Below are 21,355 nucleotides of genomic sequence, written 5' to 3'. Positions count from 1 at the left end.
AGGTCCAAGAGGTCTCATGCGCAGGTTCGCCGCTCTGGCTACGGCCGTCCTGGCCGGCGCGGCTCTCCTCGGCTCGACCACGCCGGCGCACGCCTCCTCGGGCAACTGCGACGAGGACGGTACGTACTACTGCTGGCAGACCAGTTTCTCCTGGGGCTCGATCAGGATGGCCACGACCATCCACAGCGATGACCACCACGAGTACGCGTCAGCGAAGGCGAGCTCGAACGCCCCGGCGTTCCAGGCCTACCTGGACAGGTCATCCGATGGCGGTAAGACCTGGGAAGGCTGGATCGCGGCCGAGTGGAACATCGGTAACAGCACCCTCTGGACACCGGACCCCGGGGTCGGGCTCTACGACGGGCCTCCCTACGTCAGCCGCGCCTGCATCAACGTCAACGGGGTCTCAGGCTGCACCCCGTGGCACTGACAGCCGAGCCACTAGGAATCCGAGATGACCTCCACTCGCCCGAGCAATCGCATCAAGGCCCTCCTCGCACTCGTGTGCACCACGTTGAGTGCGGCCGGCACAGTCGGCATACTCGGCGTCCCGGCGACCGCACGAGCCGACAGCTGTAACTACTGGGACCGGCTCGGCACTCAGAACATCAATATCGGCCAGGGCTACGTCGGGTATGTCGAACTATTGTACGACCCGGGCTGCCGCAGGACAGAGGCACATTTCCACACCGACTCCTCATGGCGCGCAAGCCACTCAGGCTGGAACGTCACGATGGACCTTCTCGGCGGATTCAACGGAACATTCACCACGTCCGGCCTTGAATCAACCCCGTACCCCAACAACACCTCTTACGCCGACTACTATTCCGCGTCCTCCTCGATTTACGGACGGAACGGGTCGCCATACTTCACCGCCGACCTCCTCTGGTATTACAACGGCTGCTCGCTGGAGCGGACCAGCCTTACCTGGGACTTCGACAACGGGCAGGCGTACACCAACTATGACGGTAGCGGTAACTGCTGAGCGCGGCTGCGACAGGAAAGGCGCATGCCGTTCATCAACCTGGACTCCGCAATACGACCCTAAGGTGATTCCTTGCATGCTCTGCAGGCGCTGAAGTGCCACAGTAGACGACCTTTCATGGCGGCCATGGTCGCGGCCCTGACTGCCGGCCTTTTCGCCGCGCCGAATGCGCGTGCCGATGACCTGAACTGGTCGCGCTGGTCGGGTAACTGTTTCGGCTGGACGACCTGGGACGCCCATCATGTCACCGGGCACACCTGGGACCACGCCAACGACGACTGCCAGATCTACATCGCGCAGTGGAAATCAACCGAGCCGGCCGAGTGGCCCGACTCCACCAGCACCGCCGACGCCTACGCACCCAACACCGGCGCCGACACCCCCACGTGGTGGCACGGGGCAACCGACAGCGGCATCGTGCTCCAGGACGCGGTTTGTGTACAGGACCTGACTACCCGATCAGCGGCCGAGTGCAGTCCCGTCTACACCTGACGCCATCTGAGCGCCGGCTACGACGGCACCCGGGTCGGCTCGCACCGCTGAGCCCGGGTCCACCGGCTTGATTTCGCCCCGGTGATTCTGGCCGATCGTCGTGGGGTGTTCTGGAAACGACGCAGCACAAGTGATCTAATGACTTGAACTCTGGCGACGGATCCGTACCCCCAGGAGACTCGGTTGAGATCACTGACGCCCGGCATCCCCCTGATCGCCGCGGGCCTGCTGACGGCCGGCCTGCTCGCCCCCGCCGGCGCCGCCCCCGCCGCGGCCACCCCCGCCGCCGGCGCGGAGGTCTGCGCCGGCGTCTCCGCTCCGAAGCTGCGTGCCGTACGGCCGGACAGCCGGTTGAACGGCATGTTCACGAGCTATGGCAACAGCAATCGCCGACTGGATGACTGGACCGGCGCCGACGGCACGTATTCGGTGAGGCTCTCGGACGGTCGGGACCTCTGGATTTACTCCGACACCTTTCTCGGGAGGGTGAACAAGGACGGCACACGGCCGCCGACCGTCGATGACGGCGGCACGACCCCGTTCGTCAACAACAGCTTCATCGTCCAGAAGGGCCGCCGGCTCACGACGGAGCACGGCGGCACCGCGAAGAATCCGACGGCCCTCCTGCCCCCGCCGGACAAGAACCACTGGTACTGGGCGGGAGACGGCACGACGGCGGGCGACAAGGTCGAGGTGACATATCAGGAGTACGAGCGGTTCGGCCCGGGGGCGTGGGACTGGCGCTGGAGCCGTAACGTCGTCGCCCGGTTCTCGCAGAAACGACTGTCGAAGCCGCTCAGCGTCACTCCGCTGCCGTCGGGCCGGCAGATCGCCTGGGCGTCCGCGCTACGGCGCGTCGGGGGGTTCACCTATATCTATGGCGTGGAGGACCACGACGCCACCAAGTACATGCACATCGCGAGGGTGCGGGGCGAGAGCCTGCTCGGCACATGGGAGTACTACGCGGGGAACGGCACGTGGTCGGCGTCCGAGCAGGAATCCGCGCGTGTGATGGACGGCGTCGCCAACGAATACAGCGTGAGCCGTCATGGCAGGGTCTATGTGCTGGTCACCCACGACACCACACAACGGCTCGGCGCCGAGATCGTCACGTACTACTCGTGCACTCCGTACGGCCCGTTCGTCGACAAGACGCACGTCTACACGACCCCCGAGACCGGGGCGGACGGTTCCTACCACGACGCGAACGTGTTCACGTACAACGCGCACGCTCATCCGGAGATCGCCGCGCCCGGCGGTGACCTGGTCGTCTCCTACAACGTGAACAGCTTCGAGCCGAAGGACCTCTACGCCGACGCCGGTATCTACCGGGCCCGCTTCCTGGACCTTTCTTTCAACTGATGTACCGACGCAACTGGGGTTGCCGAGTCCACGAGATCACCCTCGCGGGGCTGCGTGCCATCGTGCTGGAGAACGAACTGCTGCGGGTGACCGTCCTGGCCGACAAGGGCGGGGACGTCGTGGAGTTCTGTCACAAGCCCCGCGACCTGGACTTCGCCTGGCTGGCACCGGCGGGCCTGCGCGATCCGCGTGACGTCGCCGGCGGTGCGGCCGATGACGCGGCGCTCTTCCACGACCAGTACGAGGGCGGATGGCAGGAGGTCTTCCCGAACGGTGGCGCCCCGAGCACGTACCGCGGTGCCGCTCTCGCCCAGCATGGGGAGGTCGCGGGCCTTCCCTGGGACGCTGTCATCGTCGAGGACGACCCGGGTGAGGTCGCCGTACGGCTCACGGTGCGCACCCGGCGTCTTCCCTTCCGGCTGACGAAGACGTTCCGCCTGACTTCCGGCGAACCCACGCTGATCATCGAGGAGGAACTGCACAACGAGTCCGGCGTGGACCTGGACGTGATGTGGGGTCATCACATCGTGTTCGGCGCGCCGTTTCTGCGGCCAGGGGCAAGAATCCGGATGCCCGAGGGCATACGCGTGATCCCCCACGAGACCGCGATCAATCCGCCCGAGCGACGCGTCCGCGAGGCCGGACCCTGGCCGGTGCCCGACGGCACCACCGACCTCAGCGTCGCACCCGAGCCGGGTACACCGAGTGACATCGTCTACCTGACCGGCTTCACCGACGGATGGTACGAGGTCGCGGATGCCCTGCGGGTGGAGTGGGACGCGACCGTCCTGCCGTACGTGTGGATGTGGCAGGAGCTGGGCGCCTGGCGCGACTATCCCTGGTGGGGCCGCGCGTACGTGGTCGGGCTCGAACCGTTCTCGAGTTTCCCGACGAACGGGCTGGCCGAGGCGGTCGAGAACGGCTCGGCCCTGCGCGTGCCGGCCGGAACCGCCCGCAGCCTGTGGCTGCGGGCGACGGTGTTGGAGGACTAATGACGGAACTGGACGGCAAGGTCGCCCTGGTGACCGGTGGATCGCTCGGGATCGGCCGGGCCGTGGTCGAACGACTGGCCGCCGACGGCGCGGCCGTCGTGTACTGCGGCCGGGAACCTGGCCCGACCGGTGACCGCGTGCACGGCGTCGTCGCCGACGTCACCGACGCCGGGCAGATGCGCGACCTCGTCGCGGAGACGGTGGCCCGGTTCGGCGGCCTCGACATCGTCGCCAACTGCGCGGGCATCCAGCGATACGGCACGGTCGTGGACACGACAGAGGAGCTGTGGGACGAAGTCCTCTCCGTCAACCTGAAAGGGATCTTCCTGGTCTGCAAGGCGGCAGTACCTGAGCTGCGCAGGCGTGGCGGCGGGTCGATCGTCAACGTGTCGTCGGTGCAGGCGTTCGCCTCACAGACGCGCGTCGCCGCTTATACGGCGAGCAAGGCCGCGATCAATGGGCTGACCCGGGCCATGGCGCTCGACCACGCGCCGGACGGGATCCGTGCCAACGTCGTCTGCCCGGGCTCGGTGGACACGCCGATGCTGCGCTGGGCGGCGGACAAGTTCCGGGGCGAACTCAGCCAGGATGAGCAGGTCGCCGAGTGGGGTCGGGCGCACCCGCTCGGCCGGGTCGCACGGCCCGAGGAGGTCGCCGAGGTCGTCGCCTTCCTGGCCGGTCCGCGCTCGTCCTTCATCACCGGAGCCGAGCACAAGGTCGACGGCGGCCTGCTCGCCCGCAACCCCGCCGCACTCCCGGAGGACTGAACGCACGTCTTCGACGACAGTCTCTTCGCAAGGGATGCGGGAGCGGGCCGGTGTCTTGAACCGACGCCGCTGCGACGTGGTCACCCGATCGGGGACAGTTCGGCCTCCGGGTCGTCCCAGCGGTCGTTGGGCACGAGCGGGTACCAGCCGGGGCGTCCTGGATCGCGGTCGTAGGGATAGGAGCCGAGCTCGCGATAGAGCTCCGCGTACCTCTCGACCTTGTCGCGGTCGAGACGAACGCCCAGGCCCGGCGCACTGGGGACGGCGATCCGGCCGTCCTCGTAGCGGAACTTGCCGCCGTCGATGACGTCGTCCATCAGATGGTGATAATGGGCGTCCGCGGCATAGGTGAGGTTGGGCAGCACCGCGCCGAGGTGCAGCATGGTGGCGAGCTGGATGCCCAGCTCGCCGGAGGAGTGCACGGAGACGCCGACCTGGAACGTCTCGCACACCGCGGCGGCCTTCACGCACGGGCGGATACCGCCCCAGAAGGTCGTGTCGAGCAGCACCACGTCGGCGCTGCGGCGCAGGACGTTGGTGGCGAGCTGCTCGAAGTTGACCACGACCGTGTTGGTGGCGAGAGGTACGCGGACCCGGCCGCGTACCTCCCTCATCGCCTCCAGGCCGAGGACCGGGTCCTCGAGGTAGTCGTTGTTCAGCCCCTCGATCGCCTTGCCGAAGCGGATGCCCTCGGCGAGGCTCAGCACGCCGTTGGGGTCGTAGCGGAGCAGGTCGTCCGGCAGGGCCTGGGCAAGGGCCCGGTAGCACTCGAGTTCGTACGCCGGTGGGTACAGCCCGCCCTTGAACTTGTGCACCGTGAACCCGTGGGCCTCCTTGAGCGCGACCGCGTGCGCGGCGAGCTGCTCGGGCGTGCGGATCTCCGGGGCGTCGTGCCGAGGGTCGGGGTAGCGGTAGAACAGGTACGAGGCGAACGGCACCGTGCCCCGGAGCTTCCCGCCGAGCAGGTCGTGGACGGGCACGCCGAGTTGCTGGCCGATCAGGTCGAGACAGGCGAACTCGATCGCGGCGAGCAACTGGATCCGGTTGTTGTAGAGCGACGCCGTCGGGTTGGCGATCTTGAAGCGGAGGGCCTCCAACTCGAACGGATCGTGTCCGACGAGGTATGAGGACAGCGCGTGGAAGGCCGCCTCGGAACCGCTCCCTCCCCCGCCCATCTCCCCGAGCCCGATGAGGCCGTTGTCGGCCTCGACCTCGACGATCGTGCGGATGAACCGGCCCCAGTGGGCGCCGTTGCTGTGCCGGAGAGGCGCCTCGAGGGGCACGGCGACCGTCGTGGCACGGATGTCGGAGATCTTCACTCGGCTCCCTCGAGTTCGATGAATACGGCGGCGACTCCGCGAGCCGGCAGCGTGACTCGTACGGCGTCGTCGCGGACACCGAGTTCTCGCAGATCCTGTTCGAGCCCGGCGCTCTGGTACGCCCGCCTCAACCCGGAGACGCGCAGCCCGGCCTCGACCGGGTCGGCCGCCATCGACTGGAGCCGTACGACGAGATCGTCGCCGCGGCGGCCCCCGCCCACGGAGGTGATGAGGACGTCCGGCGCATCGACCGTCACGAGTTCGCTCACCGGAGGCACGACGGCGGAGCCGGTGGTGAGCACCGCGATCAGCGGATCGGTGAGGCCGGCCGCGGCGCTGCTCCCCAGACGGGTCGCGGGCACGCCGGCCGCCGAGGCGATGGCGTACCGGAAGGTCGTCTCGCCCTGCTGCTGGGAGGGGAAGTTGGTGTCCCAGATGTTGTTCAGCGCCCAGGAGTAGATCGTTCCCGGCTCCCGGTCGAGTGTCGGGGGGAACGGCGCGTACGGCATGTGGATCGTGCCGAGCTGGACGAGCGGGGCCTCCAGCGTCGCCCACGCCACGGACAGATCCCGGTCCTCGAAGGCGATCCAGTGCCGGATCGGCAGCATGTGTCGCGCGGAGCCCGGGACCTGGGCGATGTCGGTGCCGCCGACGCCGCCTGTGAGCTCCCAGGCGGTCGGCGGTCCGGACACCGCGAACGGGAACGCGAAGAAGACGGCCTCCTTGCCGGAGACCCCCTGCTTGGCGAGCTGGATCCGGATGTCGAGTCTGGGCACGCCCGCGAACAGCTCGATCGTCGTGCGGATCCAGTCGACGCCCTTGCCGTTCGCCTCGACGACCAGACGCTCGCCCGTGGCCGTGCGCTCGGCCTTCGTGATCACGGCGCCCGTGGCGATCGCCCGGTCGCCGAGCAGGGTCTTGTCGGACGCGGGCACGTGCCCGGACAGGTGATTGAAATGCGGAGCCGTGGCGTACCGGTCGTAGATGTACTGGCCGAAGCCGGCGACGGCCTCCGTGTCGACCAGTTCCCGGCCGGCGACCTTGTCGAAGATCGACCGGAGATGCCCCTCCCGGATGTCGTACTCCACCCGGTAGAACTCGTTCTCGATGACGCCGGCGTTGCCCAACTCGACCGCTGCCGGCGCCGCCTCCTCGGCGCGGACCACGTCGAGCCGTACCTGACCGGTTCCCGGTACGGCTGAGACGACGGCCTCGAGGTTGCGGCCGATCGGACGGCTCGGCCAGTCATCGGGGTCGACGATGGTCTCGTTGTGCGGCACGCGCCTCCCCGTCCGCGCGTCGACCAGGGCGACCGGCTCGTCCAGAGCGACCACATCACGCGGCAGGAAGGCCGTCACGACATCGGTGCGCCGCACGGTGCCCGTGTTGACGACCAGGAACGAGGCGAGCGCTCCCGGCCCACCGGCGGCACTCGCGCCGAGCCGCCGTATCCCGGCGTGCAGCAGATCGGCCGCGTCGTCGTACGTTCCGTACCCCACCGCCGACTTGCGGGTCCACTGCAGCCCGCCGGAGTCGCCCGCCTCTTCGGCGTCCTCCCACGGATTCGCCGCACCCCAGGTGTGCTCGTTGAACGTCGCGGCCTTGTCGTAGGCGGCGTCGACCGCCTCGGTGACCTCGTGATCGTCCTCGCCGTCACGCGTGTAGGCCATGGCGTTCACCGTCTCGGCGGCGCGCAGCATGTTCTCCGCACGCCGTACGTACCCGAGCGGGCGGGCGCCGGAGCCGAGGCCGTCGGCCCACCAGTCGGTCCAGTCCCCCTCGTGTACCGGGAGGCGATCGGCGTAGTGCTCCTCGACGTGGGTGAAGAAATCGGTGTTGGTGGCCATCCGCACGCGCGGATACGCCCACTCCTCGTTCCAGCGTCGCGCGATCAGCGCCGGCATGATGCTCGGCCCGGCGTTGTCGGCGTGCGCGCCCTGCACACGAAGGTGCACGGCGTCCAGCTCGTACGGGTCCTTGGGCACGTCCGGGCCGAGCCAGCCGAAGGTCCCGGGGCCGTACGGGTACGGGCGGTGTGCCAGCGAGTCGAGGTAGCGCGGAAGGAGGTCGAGGGCGAGGTCGTACCCGTCGACCAGGCCGACGGTGTTGCCCTCCATGTAGGCCATGCCGTGCGGCGTGTCGGTGAACCACACGAGCAGTTCCTGGCCGCTCGGCGCACGCCAGCGGAACGGCCGGGACAGCCGGTCGCCGCCGACGAGGTACGGCACCGAGCGGCCGGCCCAGTTGTGCGCTGCGGCCAGGTACCGTACGCCGGCCGCGGTCAGCGCGTCGACCACGCCGACGACGGCACCGGGCACGTCGGTGTGCATGGCCGAACGGGTCTCGACGCCGTAGCGGTCTCGCAGGTCTGCGACGTGGCGGAGCAGGCGGTACAGCTCGTCGGTGGAGCACGCCTCGGTGTGCAACTGGAACGGGAACGCGGTGACCTCGATCGTCCCCTCGCGGATCCGTCCGACGAACTCCGACACCGACTCGGCGGGCCGCTCCGCCAGCCACCGAAGCGCCGGCAGTGACGACTCGACCGTCCAGCGGAACCGCGCGTCGTCCGGCCAGCCGTCCGTTCGGGCGGCGAGCCGGAGAGCGGCGTCCACGTAGTCCAGGTGGTTGCGCAGCACCGTCGCCTGCGGATCGGTATAGCCGATGTCGAGGTGGGAGTGGTGGACGACGAACACGTTCCACTTGCGCTGTGGAGTGACGGTGACGGGCGCGGCGCCGACGACGCCGGCGCCGTCGCGGACCTCCAGTGTGAGGCGCCGTGGCTCCGTGACCTCGGGGACGAGAAGGACGCCACCGGTGCTCGACGCGACCTCGGTGTCTCCGTCCTTGAGGACGAACTCCAGGTCGCCGGGGGTCTCACCGGTGACCGTGACGCGCACCGCCTGGAGCAGGCGGCCGCTCTCGTCCCGGCGGAACAGCGGCGGCACGTCGACACGCACGCCGAGGCCCCGCATGGAGAGCACTTCGGTCGAGGTGTCGTTCCTGAGCGCGTCCCGGATCCCGTCATAGTCGGGTGATCCCAGGCTGGCCTGGAGCAACCGGCTGGTCATCCGTTTCCTTCCTCGTTCATCGGCCGTGTGTCCCGCACTTATGCCTGTCCGAGCGTCAGTCCCTTGGCGAACAGCCGTTGTGTCGCGAGGAAGAGCACGACCGTGGGCAGTGAGACCACGAGCCCGGCGGCGAGACCGATCGGGATGGGAGTGCCCGCGTACACGTCGTTCTGCAGCGCGGCCAGTGCGGTCATCACCGGCCGCACGCTCGGGCTCTGGGTCAGGGTCAGGCCCAGGAGAAGGTCGTTCCAAACGAAGGTGAACTCGAGGATGAAGATCGCCGCCAGGGCGCTTCGCGAGAGCGGAAGGTAGATCTGCCAGAAGATCCGGAGAGTCGAGGCGCCGTCCATCCGCGCCGCCTCGAAGATCGAGAACGCCACTCCGGTGAAGAAGTTCCGCATCACGAACGCGGCGAGCGGCACGCTGATCGCCGTGTAGATGATGATCATCCCGAGCCGGTGGTCGTACAGATTCGCGTCGCTGTACCGGACGAACAGAGGGACCAGGATCATCTGGTTCGGGATGATCGTGCCGCCGAAGATCAGCATGAACCACCAGAAGCCGCCACGGATCCGCAGCACGACGATGCCGTACCCGGCCAACGCCGCGATCACCAACGCGATGGCCGGCGAGACGGTGCTGTAGAGCAGCGTGCTGCCCAGACCTCCGCTGAGGTCGGCCTTGTGCCACGCCTTGACGACGTTGCCCCAGATCGCGATGTGGCCGGACGGCACCCAGGCCTTCGCCGGATCGTAGGCGGTCGCCGGCCGGAAGGCGTTCACCACCAGGAGATAGGTCGGCAGCAGCCAGACGAGTCCGAGCAGGACCAGGATCACCCTACGCACGGACGTCCTCCTTCCGGACCTGGGTCCGCAGGTAGAGGAACGAGGCCAGGCCCGTCACGACGGTGAGGAAGACCGCCACGGCCGAGCCGTAGCCGTAGTCGTTCGCCACGAACGTGTCGCGGTACATCGTCACGCCGAGGGTCTCCGACGATCGGCCCGGACCGCCCTGGGTCAGCACCCACACGATGTCGAACGTCTTCAGGCTCGCCACCAGCGCGAGACCGACCACCACGGTGGTGAGCGGCCGCATCAGTGGCCAGATGATGTGCCGGAACAGCTGCCAGCCCGACGCTCCGTCGATCCTGGCGGCCTCGATCGGCGCCTTCGGGATCGACTGCAGTCCCACCACGAACAGCAAGGTGTTCACACCGAGCTGCTGCCACGTCCAGACGAGCACCATCGCGACGGTGTTGCCCGGCCCGTACTGCAGGAACGACGTGTGCCCGCCCGGCAGGCCGAGCGCGCCCAGGAGCTGGTTGGCGACACCGTCCTTGGTGAGGATGAAGCTCCACACCAGGCCCAGCCCCGCTCCGGACAGGGCGTACGGGAGCATGAACGGCAGCCGGAGCCATGTCCCGCCCTTCACGTCGTACGACAGGACGGCGACCAGCAGCCCCATCCCGACCGGCAGGAGGAGCGTGCCGACCACCCAGAGCAGGGTGTTGCGCAGGGACGTGAGGAGCGCGGGGTCGTGGAGGAGGGCGCCGAAGTTCTTCAGGCCGGCGAACTCCGGCGAGGTCAGCCCGTCGTACTTGGTCAGGCTCAGGTACGCCGTCCACAGGAACGGCAGGTAGAGCAGGACTGCGACGAACAGCACGGCCGGGGAGACGTAACCGAGCCGGAACCGGCCGAGCAGCGGCGCCTTGCGAGTCGCCACCCGGTCAGCTCCCGGTCTTGTGCTGACTCCAGTAGCCGTCCGCGGCCTTCTGGATGGTCTGCAGGACCTTCATGTACGAGCCGGGGTCGGCGAGGAAGCCGCTGAACCCGTCGAGCGCCGCCGCGAGGATCGGCGCCGGGGTCGCCTCGAAGTACCGCTGTACGAGCTGGTACTTGCCGGTGCCCGCGTCCTTGGAGACCGGGGCGAACTCGGGATTCGAGACCTTCACCCTCGGGTTGGCGGACACGTCGCCCCGGCTGGCCGACCACTTCTCCTGCGCCGCCGGTGTGACCCACCAGCTCAGGAACTTCTTGTTCGCAGCCGGGTCGGCGGCCTTGTTGAGCGAGCACAGCGGGCCCGTCTCGAAGATCAGCGGGGTCTTGGGCAACGACGGGGCGACGCTCGGGATCACGAAGAAGCCGTAGTCCGAACCGGGTTTCATGCCGCGCTGGGTGAGGCTCGTCGCGAAGAACGTGCCGTAGTTCACCATGGCGGCCTTGCCGCTCTTGAACACGTCGCCCGGATCGCTCGTGTCGGCCGGGTCGCTGAAGTATCCGGCGTCCAGCATCGACTTCCAGCGCGTCATCACGGCCACCACGCCGGGGTCGGTGTACTTGGCCTGGCCGGTCGAGAGCCGGTCGTACAGCGCGGGGTCGGAGCCGGCCAGCAACTGCTGGAACCAGGTGAAGGTGAACAGGTTCGGCGTCGCCTGGGTGAAGAAGGCCTTCTGGCCGTGCTGCTTCAGCGTGTCCGCGGCCTTGATCAGGTCGTTCCAGGTGGCGGGCGGCTGCAGGCCGTACTTCGCGAAGATCTTCTTGTTGTAGAACATGCCCCAGTAGGCGACGTTGGTGGGCACGCAGTACTGCTTCCCGCCGATCGTGAAGTACTTCTCGACGTCCTGGCTGAGGTCGCCGTTCTTGATCGCCTGCTGCCAGATGGCCGAGGTGTCGGCGACCTGCCTCAGGTCGACGATGTCCTTCAGCTTCGAGCCGGTCTGCCAGGTGAACAGGTCGGGCTTGATCTTGGTTCGGAAGGACGCCGTGATGAAGGCGTCGTACGAGCGCTCATCGGAGTAGCCGACCGGTTTGATGCTCAGCCCGGTCTGCTGCTTGGACAGCGCGCCGAGATCGTTGAAGAAGGGCGTCCAGGCGTTCTTGTCGTTGTAGAGCTTCAGCTCGTTCTTCTTCGCAGCGCCGCCGGAGCAGCCCGCGATCGCGAACAGCGTCGCGGCCGCGCAAAGGGAAGCTGTCCGCAGTCCATGGATTCTCATGGTGACGTCTCCGTTATCGGGGGTGAGGCGTTTTTGGGTGCGGAGGTCTTCAGGAGGTGGGGTGTCGTATTGGTGCGAAGGGTTTCAGGGAGTGAGGCGTTGTTCGACGATGGACTTCACGTCCTGCAGATGCCGGTACATCAGGTCGCGCGCGGCTTTCGCGTCTCCGCGCTCGATTGCTTCGAGGATCGCGGTGTGCTCGGCGAAGTCGCGGGCGCGGTCGTTGAAGAGTCGCAGTATTTCCCGCTGCTCCACCGCGTGCACCGACAGCAGTGAGTCGAGCACCTCGGCCAGCACGCCGTTCCCGGCCGCCAGGCCGGCGGCGCGGTGGAAGTCCATATTGGCCAGATGCAGCTCCGCGTCCTCGTCGCACAGGTGCCTGCCGGCCTCGGCGAGGACGGCCCGCATCCGGGCCACGGCCTCGGGCTCGGCACGGCGGGCCGCGAGCTCGGCCGCCTGCGGCTCGATGAGCAGGCGTGTCTCCAGGAGTTGCATCACTCGGTCACCGCGCAGGTCCCGGACGTTCGGGTTGGGCAGTACCACGCGGTCCAGGTCGGTGCCGACGTAGATGCCCGACCCGTGCCGCATCCGGATGGCGCCCGTGACCTCCAGCCGTCGCAGTGCCTCTCGTAGCGTCGGAACGGTCACCCCGAATCGCTGTGACAGCTCACGGGTGGAGGGCAGCCGGTCGCCGGGGCGCAGACCGTCCGTACGGATCAGCTCAAGGATTTGCGCCGTGAGTGCGTCGGACAGGGTCGGTCGGGCCACTTCGCCGCTCATCGTCACCTCGGGGCTAGTGATTAAGTCATCAAATCACTTGCCCTAAGAGGTGTCCAGAGTCGATCTCTCTATCGGATCATCGGAAGGGGCGCGAGGGCTGCGCACCAGACCCCCGTCCTGTCCTTGGGAGGCAAGAAGAAGTGAGTGTGTTCGGGCATTGGACGCGAGCCGAGGGCCTCCCCGCCTTCGCCTACCGAGACGCCGGCATGACCTGGGACCCGATCATCGACCCGCCCGCCATCGGGCACCGGGTGCACCTGGGCAACCGCCGGATCACCCTGGCGGCGGACACTGAGGGGCGCAGCGGCCTGTGGGACGAGCACACGGGATGCCGGTGGATCACCGAGCGGACCGGGGTGTCCCGGCTGGGCGGGCTGTCCACCGAAGGCGCACGCACTGGAGTGTTCGGGCCGGCCTTCTCCCGGGTCCGGGTGGCGGACGAGGACGCGACGCTGGAGCGCACCGTGTTGTGCCCCGAGGGCGAGGCGCCGTGGGTGCTGATCCGCATCGAGGTCGTCAACCAGAACGACGCGGTGATGCGCCGCACGTTGACCGAGGAGTGGGTGGTGCGCCCACGCCTGGTCGACCTGGAGTTCGGCCCGCGCCGCGGCGGCACCGAGGCCGAAGGCCAAGCCGTGCTGCTCGAGAACATCGGCGGCGAGCGGGTCACCACCGGATCGGGACCGCTGGCCCTGACGGTCGAGGTCGATCTGCCGCCGGGCGGAAGCCGGACGCTGTGGTTCCGGTTCGGGCTGGACGACGGGTGTTCGCCCACGGACCCCGCCGCGCTGTACTCCGGCAGCCTGACCGCGTTGCGGGAACGGCTCCCGTCGGCGGCGGCGAGGCGGGCACCGGAGGCGGCCGCGGAGGTTCCGTGGCACGCGGCCCTCCTCACCGGAGGAGCATGCGTCGACGGGGTCCTCGGAGGCCACACTCTCGACCAGGGCTCGGCGTACTCGTTCCGGCACGGTTTCAACGGCGCGGCGCGGGACCCGCTGCAGCACGCGCTGCCACTGGTCTACATCGAACCGGACCTCGCCCTGTCGGTGCTTCGTAACACCTGCGCATGGGGAAGCCCGGACGGCGACCTGCCTTACGCGCTCGACGGTCGGAAACGGCCCTGGACCGATCTGTTCCGGCCGTCCGACCAGAACCTGTGGGCGCTGTGGCTTGCCGCCGAGTACGCCGCGGCGACCGGAGACCTCGAGGCCTTCGCGCGGCCGGTGCCGTATCACCCCTGCCATCGCGCCGATCCGGTACCGCTTGAGGAGAACCTCCGGCGGCAGTTCCGGTTCTTCACCGACGAGGTGGGCGTGGGCGAGCACGGTCACGTGCGCATCCTGAACGCGGACTGGAACGACCTCGCGCTCGGCGAGACCGGGATCGACCGGGAGGCGATGATCGAGCACGGCGAGTCCGTGCTCAACTCGGCGATGGCCGCATGGGTGCTTCCGGTGTACGCGGGACTGGCCGAGCGGCTCGGTGACACCGCCACCGCCGTGGAGGCCCGCGCGTACGCGGCCGACCTTCGTGAGCGGGTCGCGAGTGAGTGGAACGGCCGCTGGTTCCGGCGCGCGTACGGCCCCGGTGCCGACCCGGTCGGCGACAACGACCTCTGGCTGGAGGTGCAGCCGTGGGCGATCCTGTGCGGTGCGGCGGACTCCGCGCGGGCACGGGCGTTGCTCACCACGATCGACGAGACGTGCCGGGCAGGGTCACCGCTCGGCGCGCGGGTCCGCCCGCCGTCCCGCCAGGGGGATCGCGGTTCTGTGTGGTTCTCCATCAACATGACCCTGATCTGGGCGGCCGCACGCCACGATCCCGACCTCGCGTGGGACGAATGGCGGCGCATGACCCTGCACTCGCATTCGGCGGCCTATCCCGGCACGTGGGCGGGCACGCTCTCCGGCCCGGACGCCTACCTCGCTCCGGAGAGCGATCGTCCCGGGGAGACGTGGGCCCTCCCGGCGCTCGGCGTCGCGATGCAGGCGTACCCGGTCGCCAACCTGCACAGCCACGCTCAGCCGTTGCTGGCCTACCTGCGGCTGCTCGGCGTGGAACCCACCGCTGACGGGCGGATGCGGTGCGGCGGGGACGGGCACTTCGAAAGCCGCACGCTCACGGTCCGTCCTGACGGTTCGGGACGGCTTCGGGGTGTCGGGACGATCGGAGTGCTCACTCGGACACGGTTCGCGGCACGGGCGAACTGACGTGGCAGTGAGTGAGGAACGAGGTGATGAAGAAAGCACGCGGATCGCGCAGCAATACGAACACGCGGCTGCTAACCTTGAAGCTAGCACACAAAAATCCAAATTACTATAGAGAGTAGCAGGCGAATGGGAGTTCGTCAAGTCAAGGCCGCCGATCCGTCTTTCGCCGAAGGCACCTCGGGAACCCGCGAATCCCATCCCGATCCGGTGCTGCAGGCCGCACTGGCGGCCGAGCAGCCGGCCGTGTCGCGGATGTACGCCCGGCTGGACGACGAACGCGTACGGGCCGGGGCGGCTCTGCGCGAGGCGCCGGCCGCCGGTGGAGGAAGCGCGTTCCAGGCGCAGATGGAACGCACCGTGGCGACCGAGGAGGCGGCGCGCCGGCTGGGCTCGTTGAACGAAGTGGAGCGCGGGCTCGTGTTCGGCCGCATCGACCATCGGGCGGCCGGCACCGACGACGTGGGCCGGCTGTACATCGGGCGGATCGGGCTCAGGAACGAGAACGGCGATCCGCTGCTGATCGACTGGCGCGCCCCGATGGCGCGCCCGTTCTACACGGCCACCCCGTCGGACCCGGGCGATCTGGCGCGCCGTCGCCACCTGCACCTGCGGAACCGTGAGCTGGTTCGCATCGACGACGAGGTGTTCGACCTCGACGCGCTGGGCGACGAGGACCGCTCCTCGATCGTGGGCGAGGCGGCGCTGCTGGCCACGCTGCGGCGCGGCCGTACCGGGCGGATGACCGACGTGGTGGCCACGATCCAGCGCGAGCAGGACGACGTCATCCGCTCGGGCCTGCACGGGGTGCTGGTCGTCCAGGGCGGGCCGGGCACCGGCAAGACCGTCGCGGCGCTGCACCGTGCCGCGTTCCTGCTCTACAACTACCGAGACGTCCTGGAGCGCCGCGGCGTGCTCGTCGTCGGCCCGAACGCCACGTTCATGCGCTACATCGAGCAGGTGCTGCCGGGGCTCGGCGAGACGGACGTCGCCATGGTGACCCCCGGCCAGCTCTACCCCGGCCTCCACGCCACCGCGACCGAGTCCGACGAGGCCGCGATCGTCAAGGGCGATCTACGCATGCCCTACCTCATCGCGGCGGCCGTCCAGGAGCGCCAGCGGGCGCCGCGCGAGGGTCTGCAGGTGACGTTCGACGAGATAACGCTGAACGTGGACGGGGAGGCGCTGGTCCGCGCCCGTGACCGGGCGCGGTCGATCCGCGCGCCGCACAACGTGCAACGGCGCCAGTTCGTGCACTACGTGCTCGAAGGGCTGGCCACGAACCGGGCCGAGCAGTTCAACTCGATCATGGACGAGCCGCTCGAGCAGATGGCCGCGGACGGCGAGATGCCCGAGTGGCTGTCCGAGCTCATGGACGAGGAGGACGATGAGCAGCCGCTGCTCGACGAGACGGACATGCGGCTGGCCAAGGAGGACCTGTGGGCAGACCCTGGAGTGAAGGAGGCCATCGACGAGCTGTGGCCAGAACTGACCCCCCGGCGCCTGCTGTCGGAGCTGTTCGCCGACCCCGACGCGCTGGCGGTCGCGGCCGCGGAGGCGGGACTGTCGGACGCCGAGCGTGACACGCTGCTCCGGCCGCAGGACGCACCCTGGACGGTCTCGGACGTCCCGCTGCTGGACGAGGCGGCCGAATGGCTGGGCGTCGAGGCCGCCGTGGACTCCGCCGAAAGGGCCCGGCAGCGTACCGAGGATGCCGAGCGGGCCGTGGAGGAGCGGTACGCGCGTGAGGTGCTGGCCTCGGTCGAGAACGCGGAAATGGTCGACGCCGCGGAGCTGGCCGAGCGGTATCGGGACGATGGGCCGGTGCGGACCACCGCGGAGCGGGCGCTGGCCGACCGGGAGTGGGCATACGGCCACGTGATCGTCGACGAGGCGCAGGAACTCTCGGCGATGGCGTGGCGGTCGGTGATGCGCCGGGTGCCCACCCGGTCGATGACCGTTGTCGGGGACATCGCGCAGACCGGCAACGCCGCGGGAGCCCGGTCCTGGGGCCAGATGCTCGACCGGTATGTACCGGGCCGCTGGCGCGAACAGCGGCTGATGGTGAACTACCGGACCCCTGCGGCGATCATGAAGCTGGCCGCGACCGTGCTGGCCGAGGTCGCGCCAGAGGAGATCCCGCCGGAGTCGGTCCGTGACGACGGCGCGCCGCCGGACGCGGAGCGGATCCCGGCAGCGGAGTACCCGTCGCGGCTTCCGCAGCTTCTGCGGAAGACGTTCGCGGAGATCGATACCGGCCGGCCCGGGGAGGGACGGCTGGCGGTGATCACCTCGCGGGCGCAGCGCGGCGACGTGGTGGCGGCTCTGGCCGAGCCTGACCCGGCGCACCCGCGGGGCGTGCCGTACGGTCCGGCGATCGGCGCGACACCCGAGGCGCTGGACTCGCCGGTGGTGGTGCTGACCACCGAGGAGTCCAAGGGTTTGGAGTTCGACGCGGTGGTCGTGGTGGACCCGGCCGGGATCCTCGGCGAGTCGCCGCGAGGCGGCCACGACCTGTACGTGGCCATCACCCGTGCGACGCGCCGCCTGACCGTCGTGCACGGGGGTGACCTGCCGCCGGTACTCGCCGAGTTGGACGGCTGACGGGCCGGGACCGCCGGGCCGGGGACCGGGCCTGTCAGCCCTCCCCCGGCCCGGCGGGGGCGAGCGGCTCGCCGGTGAAGGCGCTCAGGCACGGAAGTAGCGCGCTCAGGAACGCGTCTTCGTGATCGCGCAGGTAGAAGTGCCCCCCGGGGACGGTCTGGAGGGTGAAGTCGCCGCTGGTGTGCGCACGCCACGCCTCGGCTTCCGCTTGCGTCACCCGGGGATCGCCGGTGCCGATGATGGCGGCGATGCCGCACGACAGCGGGCTGCCTTGGACGTACCGGTAGGTCTCGACCGCGGCGTAGTCGGCGCGGATGGCCGGGAGGACCATGGCGCGCAGTTCCGGGTCGTCGAGGAATGCCGTGTCCGTGCCGCCCAGCCTGCGGATCTCGTCGACCAGCGCGTTGTCACCACGGCGGTGCACGGCCTCTTCCCGGATCGTGGATGGGGCGCGTCGGCCGGAGACCACCAGACCCAGGGGCGTGGTGCCGTGTTCCTCCATCCGTCGTGCGACCTCGAACGCCACGACCGCCCCCATGCTGTGCCCGAACAGTACGGGCGATGCCGCGCCGCTGGACCGCAGCGCCATGAAGGCGCCGTCGGCGATCTCCGTGATGGTCCGCAGGCATGGTTCGGCGCGCCGGTCCTGGCGCCCGGGGTACTGCACGCCGCAGACCTCGAACCTGCCCGACAGGGCGCGCGCGAGCGGGCTGAAGAAGGTGACCGACCCGCCCGCGTGCGGGAAGCACACGAGCTGGTGAGGCGCGTCCCGCTCGGTGGCGAACCGGCGTAGCCACGGGTCGCTGTCAACGCTGCGGGTGCTGCTGTGGGCGTTCGTCATGCGGTCCTATCTTCTTGAACGGGTCGGGCTGGGCCATTCGTGGGGTCGGCTCGCCCGGGGGATGCCGGGTGTGGCCGTCACGCGGTCGCCGTCGGTGGCTCGGGAGACTTGGCCGCCCCATCAGGAAGGCTCCGCCGCGGCCGGCTGCAGGACCATCGGCAGATCGGTACGGCGGTTCACCCGCAGCTTCCGGTAGACGCGGGTGAGGTGCTGTTCAACGGTGCTGACGGTGACGAAGAGCTTGGCGGCGATCTCGCGGTTGGTGTATCCGAGCGCGGCGAGCTGGGCGACCCGGCCCTCGGCGCCGGTCAGCATGGTGAAGTGCTCGAGCTCGCCGGACGGCACGCTCTTCGGGTTCAGTACCGGTCGCGGCTCGTTCGCGGTACCACGCTGCACGCGGATCAGGCGGCGCCGCATCGGTTTCGCGGCGCACCGGTCGGCGAGCTGAGACGCCTGGTCGAGCAGCGCCCGGGCGCGGGTCGGCTCGCCGAGTTCGCGATACGACAGGCCGAGCTCGGCCAGAGCACGCGCGAGTTCAAGCTGGTCGCCGCACACGCCGAGCGCCTCTACGGCCTCGCGCAGCAGCGCGGGGCGGCGCTGCGGCTCGCCGGCGCTGGCGTAGACGCGCAGCGTCATCCCTCGGCAGCGCGGGTGGCGTGGCCGGGAGCGCGTGAGCTGTTCCTCCATCAGCGCGCGGGCCCGTGCGGCGTTGCCGAGGCGCAGCAGGACGCTGGCCGCCGCCGACCTCCAGGGCACCAGGCCTGGTACGTCCAGGCCCCAGCGCATGACCAGGTCACCGCAGGCCAGGAAGTCCGCCAAGGCGGAATCCAGGTGGTTGCGGCCCTGCCGGAACACGCCCCGCGCGTACAGGTAGTGCAGGCCCGCGCGGGTCTCGAACAGCGCGTCGAGCATCGGGATCGCCAGCATGTCCTCGGCGGCGTCGAACCGGCCCATCGCCGTCTGGGCGAGGACGACCGTGGCGACCGGCCATCCAGCGTCCACTCCCCACCCGCGGTGCGAGATGTGCCCCAGCGCCATCTGCCCGTGCGTCTCGGCCTGGCGCAGGTCGCCCAACCGGAACGCGATCTCCGCGCGCGCCGCCGCGAGCACCGCCTGCCACATCGGGACGCGCCGCATCGCGGCCTCGTCCAGCAGTGCGTCGCAGATCTGCGCGGCCTGTTCGCACCGGTCGGAGTAGATCAGGGACAGGAGTGCCGACTCGATCGTCTCGATCGTGGTGTCGTCCAGGTACGTGCTCCGGAGGATCCGTTCGGCGTGGTCGACCGCCCGCTCGCTCCCGCCCCGGGTGAGCACCTCCAGCAGTACGTCCGCGGCGCGCTGCCCGGGCGCCAGCAGGTCGGTGGTCAAGTCGTCCTTCGGCGGCGCCACCCGTACGGGTGTGCCCGGGCGTTGCACCCGTGTCCAGGAGGACAGCACGCGAAGCTGCGCCGCGGCCTCGATGTCGCCGCGGCCGACCTGTTCGCGCAACACCTCCAGCACGGTCAGGGCGTCGTCGCGGCGCCCGTGACGCAGTGCGGCACGTGCCAGCCCGGCGCAGCACTGCGGGGAGAGCAGGCCGAGGCGCATCGCCTCGATCAGGCTCGTGAGATGGCGGACCATGAACGCCGGGTTGAGGCGGCGCTCGGCGAGGGCGAGCTCGGCCCTGGTGGCGGCGCGGTCCCCGGTGTTGCGGCAGGCGCGCAGCGCGAGGTTCAGGTACGTCACGGCCGGTTGGTGGCGATCCTCGCCCAGCGCCTGTTTGGCGGCCATCCGCAGGATTTCCGGGGCCCAGCCGGCGTCGGTGTGCTCGGCCGCGACGAGCTGACCGGCCACGTCCGTCACGGGTGCACCGCTCTCGTACAGCAGGCGGGCGGCGTCGTCGCGCAGGCGGCGCCGTTCGTCGTCGGGCAGCTCGGACAAGACCACGGTCCCGATGGCCGGGTGCCGGAACCGGCCGTCGACGACGAGCCCCACGGCCGCGAGCTGCTCGGCACCGCGCGCCATCGCGTCGGGATCAGAGCCCGACAGCCGCCCGAACGCCGGGGAGCCGGCGTCGCCGAGCACGGCCAGCGCACGGGCGGCGTCCCGCATCTCGGCCGTGCCGCTGTGCAGGCACGCCAGCACGGCCTGACCGTACGACGCGCTGCCGACGGGCCTGTCCGGTTCGCCGGCCGCGGTGATGTGGTCGTCCATCAGCGCATGCACGAGCAGCAGATTGCCGCCGCTCATCGCCCACCATTTCGTGGCCAGCTCGGCGGCCGGGCCGGGCCCCAGCCGCTCGTCCACCAGCCGCCGCACCTCGATCTGGGTGAGCAGGTCCAGGCGAATTCGGTGAAACTGGGGATGGCGGAGCAGGCTCACGCGGAAGGACGGGGCGTAGTCCGGCTGGTGTTCGGACTCGCTAAAAACGAGCATCAATTTCACGAACCGGATCCGGAGCATGAGGTACTGCAGGAATTCCAGCGACGCGGCGTCGGCGTACTGAATGTCATCGACGCAGATCACCATCGCGCGCTCGGTGGCGGCCAGGGAGATTCGCTGGACCAATCGCTCCATGTCCCGGGTCGTTATCCGCCCCCCCGCCGTCTGCGCTGCGGGCGGATCTGGGGACATCCCCGGCTCGGGAAACCGGGCGAGCAGCTGGCCGAGTACACCGAGTGGCAGATCGCGTTCGGCCTCGGTGCATAGCGCGGACAGCACCTGAGCACCCTGCGCACCGACCTGCTCACCAAACGCGTGCAGAAATTGGGTCTTGCCGCTTCCGGCGGCACCGCTCACGAGTACCACCTGTGCGGATTTACGCAGGCTGTCCGCGAATCGCTGGTTGAGGAACTCACGTTGGCACGCACGCTCGGAAAGAGTCACTGGCTCGCTACCCCCTCATCCGTCTTGGAGCCGGAATGCGGCCAGCCATGCAGCCCAACCCCCGTTGTCAGGACGAAATCA

16 protein-coding genes are annotated in these 21,355 nt (G+C 69.4%); 8 read left to right on the top strand and 8 right to left on the bottom strand.

From position 1 onward, the window contains the following. Nucleotides 1-16: 16 nt before the first annotated feature. The 6 genes from ACYVF7_RS24000 (at nucleotide 17) to ACYVF7_RS23975 (ending at nucleotide 4,598) form a co-directional block, all read left to right on the top strand. Nucleotides 17-430, top strand: a complete 414-nt coding sequence (locus ACYVF7_RS24000) for a hypothetical protein (RefSeq protein WP_460344716.1) — start codon at nucleotides 17-19, stop codon at nucleotides 428-430. Nucleotides 431-454: 24 nt separating this feature from the next. Further along, nucleotides 455-985 carry a hypothetical protein gene (locus ACYVF7_RS23995; RefSeq protein WP_460344713.1) on the top strand — a complete coding sequence of 177 codons (531 nt, stop codon included), beginning with the start codon at nucleotides 455-457 and terminating at the stop codon, nucleotides 983-985. 117 nt (nucleotides 986-1,102) lie between these two features. Beyond that, nucleotides 1,103-1,477 carry a hypothetical protein gene (locus ACYVF7_RS23990; RefSeq protein WP_460344710.1) on the top strand — a complete coding sequence of 125 codons (375 nt, stop codon included), beginning with the start codon at nucleotides 1,103-1,105 and terminating at the stop codon, nucleotides 1,475-1,477. A 183-nt stretch (nucleotides 1,478-1,660) separates the two neighbouring features. Beyond that, nucleotides 1,661-2,839 (top strand): DUF5005 domain-containing protein, encoded by a 1,179-nt coding sequence (locus tag ACYVF7_RS23985; protein WP_460344707.1) that lies wholly within the window; start codon nucleotides 1,661-1,663, stop codon nucleotides 2,837-2,839. After that, complete coding sequence (locus tag ACYVF7_RS23980; RefSeq protein ID WP_460344704.1) at nucleotides 2,839-3,831, top strand: DUF4432 family protein; 993 nt, start codon at nucleotides 2,839-2,841, stop codon at nucleotides 3,829-3,831. The genes ACYVF7_RS23985 and ACYVF7_RS23980 overlap by 1 nt, the downstream gene beginning before the upstream one ends. Further along, a complete protein-coding gene (locus tag ACYVF7_RS23975) occupies nucleotides 3,831-4,598 on the top strand; it encodes an SDR family NAD(P)-dependent oxidoreductase (RefSeq protein WP_460344701.1) in 768 nt (255 codons plus the stop codon). The genes ACYVF7_RS23980 and ACYVF7_RS23975 overlap by 1 nt, the downstream gene beginning before the upstream one ends. Before the next feature lie 80 nt (nucleotides 4,599-4,678). Here ACYVF7_RS23975 and ACYVF7_RS23970 read toward each other — a convergent pair whose 3' ends face one another. The 6 genes from ACYVF7_RS23970 to ACYVF7_RS23945 all read right to left on the bottom strand — a co-directional run bounded on the left by ACYVF7_RS23970 (nucleotide 4,679) and on the right by ACYVF7_RS23945 (nucleotide 12,757). Then, nucleotides 4,679-5,917 carry an enolase C-terminal domain-like protein gene (locus ACYVF7_RS23970; protein WP_460344698.1) on the bottom strand — a complete coding sequence of 413 codons (1,239 nt, stop codon included), beginning with the start codon at nucleotides 5,915-5,917 and terminating at the stop codon, nucleotides 4,679-4,681. Then, nucleotides 5,914-8,985 (bottom strand): glycoside hydrolase family 38 N-terminal domain-containing protein, encoded by a 3,072-nt coding sequence (locus ACYVF7_RS23965; RefSeq protein ID WP_460344695.1) that lies wholly within the window; start codon nucleotides 8,983-8,985, stop codon nucleotides 5,914-5,916. The genes ACYVF7_RS23970 and ACYVF7_RS23965 overlap by 4 nt, the downstream gene beginning before the upstream one ends. A 38-nt stretch (nucleotides 8,986-9,023) precedes the next feature. Beyond that, complete coding sequence (locus ACYVF7_RS23960; RefSeq protein ID WP_460344692.1) at nucleotides 9,024-9,830, bottom strand: carbohydrate ABC transporter permease; 807 nt, start codon at nucleotides 9,828-9,830, stop codon at nucleotides 9,024-9,026. After that, complete coding sequence (locus ACYVF7_RS23955; protein ID WP_460344689.1) at nucleotides 9,823-10,707, bottom strand: carbohydrate ABC transporter permease; 885 nt, start codon at nucleotides 10,705-10,707, stop codon at nucleotides 9,823-9,825. The genes ACYVF7_RS23960 and ACYVF7_RS23955 overlap by 8 nt, the downstream gene beginning before the upstream one ends. A 4-nt stretch (nucleotides 10,708-10,711) precedes the next feature. Beyond that, a complete protein-coding gene (locus ACYVF7_RS23950; RefSeq protein ID WP_460344686.1) occupies nucleotides 10,712-11,977 on the bottom strand; it encodes an ABC transporter substrate-binding protein in 1,266 nt (421 codons plus the stop codon). Nucleotides 11,978-12,061: 84 nt separating this feature from the next. Further along, the gene (locus ACYVF7_RS23945) at nucleotides 12,062-12,757 is read right to left on the bottom strand and encodes a FadR/GntR family transcriptional regulator (protein WP_460344684.1); all 696 of its coding nucleotides are present in this window, start codon (nucleotides 12,755-12,757) and stop codon (nucleotides 12,062-12,064) included. Between the two features lie 146 nt (nucleotides 12,758-12,903). Here ACYVF7_RS23945 and ACYVF7_RS23940 point away from each other — a divergent pair, with 146 nt between their 5' ends. Further along, nucleotides 12,904-14,967 carry a GH36-type glycosyl hydrolase domain-containing protein gene (locus tag ACYVF7_RS23940; protein WP_460344681.1) on the top strand — a complete coding sequence of 688 codons (2,064 nt, stop codon included), beginning with the start codon at nucleotides 12,904-12,906 and terminating at the stop codon, nucleotides 14,965-14,967. 126 nt (nucleotides 14,968-15,093) lie between these two features. Beyond that, nucleotides 15,094-17,568: a HelD family protein gene (locus tag ACYVF7_RS23935; protein WP_460344678.1), complete on the top strand. Its 2,475-nt coding sequence runs from the start codon at nucleotides 15,094-15,096 to the stop codon at nucleotides 17,566-17,568. A 34-nt stretch (nucleotides 17,569-17,602) separates the two neighbouring features. Here the strand turns inward: ACYVF7_RS23935 and ACYVF7_RS23930 are convergent, their stop codons facing one another. Then, a complete protein-coding gene (locus tag ACYVF7_RS23930) occupies nucleotides 17,603-18,409 on the bottom strand; it encodes a thioesterase II family protein (RefSeq protein ID WP_460344675.1) in 807 nt (268 codons plus the stop codon). Between the two features lie 120 nt (nucleotides 18,410-18,529). Then, the gene (locus ACYVF7_RS23925) at nucleotides 18,530-21,274 is read right to left on the bottom strand and encodes a helix-turn-helix transcriptional regulator (protein WP_460344672.1); all 2,745 of its coding nucleotides are present in this window, start codon (nucleotides 21,272-21,274) and stop codon (nucleotides 18,530-18,532) included. Nucleotides 21,275-21,355: the final 81 nt, after the last annotated feature.

It is taken from the genome of Actinoallomurus acanthiterrae, from assembly GCF_054775715.1.
This window is presented reverse-complemented; position numbering and strand designations above follow the sequence as displayed.

Excerpts from the sequence above, each read along its gene's own strand:
- ACYVF7_RS23930 (WP_460344675.1), bottom strand. The coding sequence starts at position 18,409 with ATGACGAACGCCCACAGCAGCACCCGCAGCGTTGACAGCGACCCGTGG.
- ACYVF7_RS23990 (WP_460344710.1), top strand. The coding sequence starts at position 1,103 with ATGGCGGCCATGGTCGCGGCCCTGACTGCCGGCCTTTTCGCCGCGCCG.
- ACYVF7_RS23965 (WP_460344695.1), bottom strand. The coding sequence starts at position 8,985 with ATGACCAGCCGGTTGCTCCAGGCCAGCCTGGGATCACCCGACTATGAC.
- ACYVF7_RS23945 (WP_460344684.1), bottom strand. The coding sequence starts at position 12,757 with ATGAGCGGCGAAGTGGCCCGACCGACCCTGTCCGACGCACTCACGGCG.
- ACYVF7_RS23950 (WP_460344686.1), bottom strand. The coding sequence starts at position 11,977 with ATGAGAATCCATGGACTGCGGACAGCTTCCCTTTGCGCGGCCGCGACG.
- ACYVF7_RS23935 (WP_460344678.1), top strand. The coding sequence starts at position 15,094 with ATGGGAGTTCGTCAAGTCAAGGCCGCCGATCCGTCTTTCGCCGAAGGC.
- ACYVF7_RS23995 (WP_460344713.1), top strand. The coding sequence starts at position 455 with ATGACCTCCACTCGCCCGAGCAATCGCATCAAGGCCCTCCTCGCACTC.
- ACYVF7_RS24000 (WP_460344716.1), top strand. The coding sequence starts at position 17 with ATGCGCAGGTTCGCCGCTCTGGCTACGGCCGTCCTGGCCGGCGCGGCT.
- ACYVF7_RS23980 (WP_460344704.1), top strand. The coding sequence starts at position 2,839 with ATGTACCGACGCAACTGGGGTTGCCGAGTCCACGAGATCACCCTCGCG.
- ACYVF7_RS23975 (WP_460344701.1), top strand. The coding sequence starts at position 3,831 with ATGACGGAACTGGACGGCAAGGTCGCCCTGGTGACCGGTGGATCGCTC.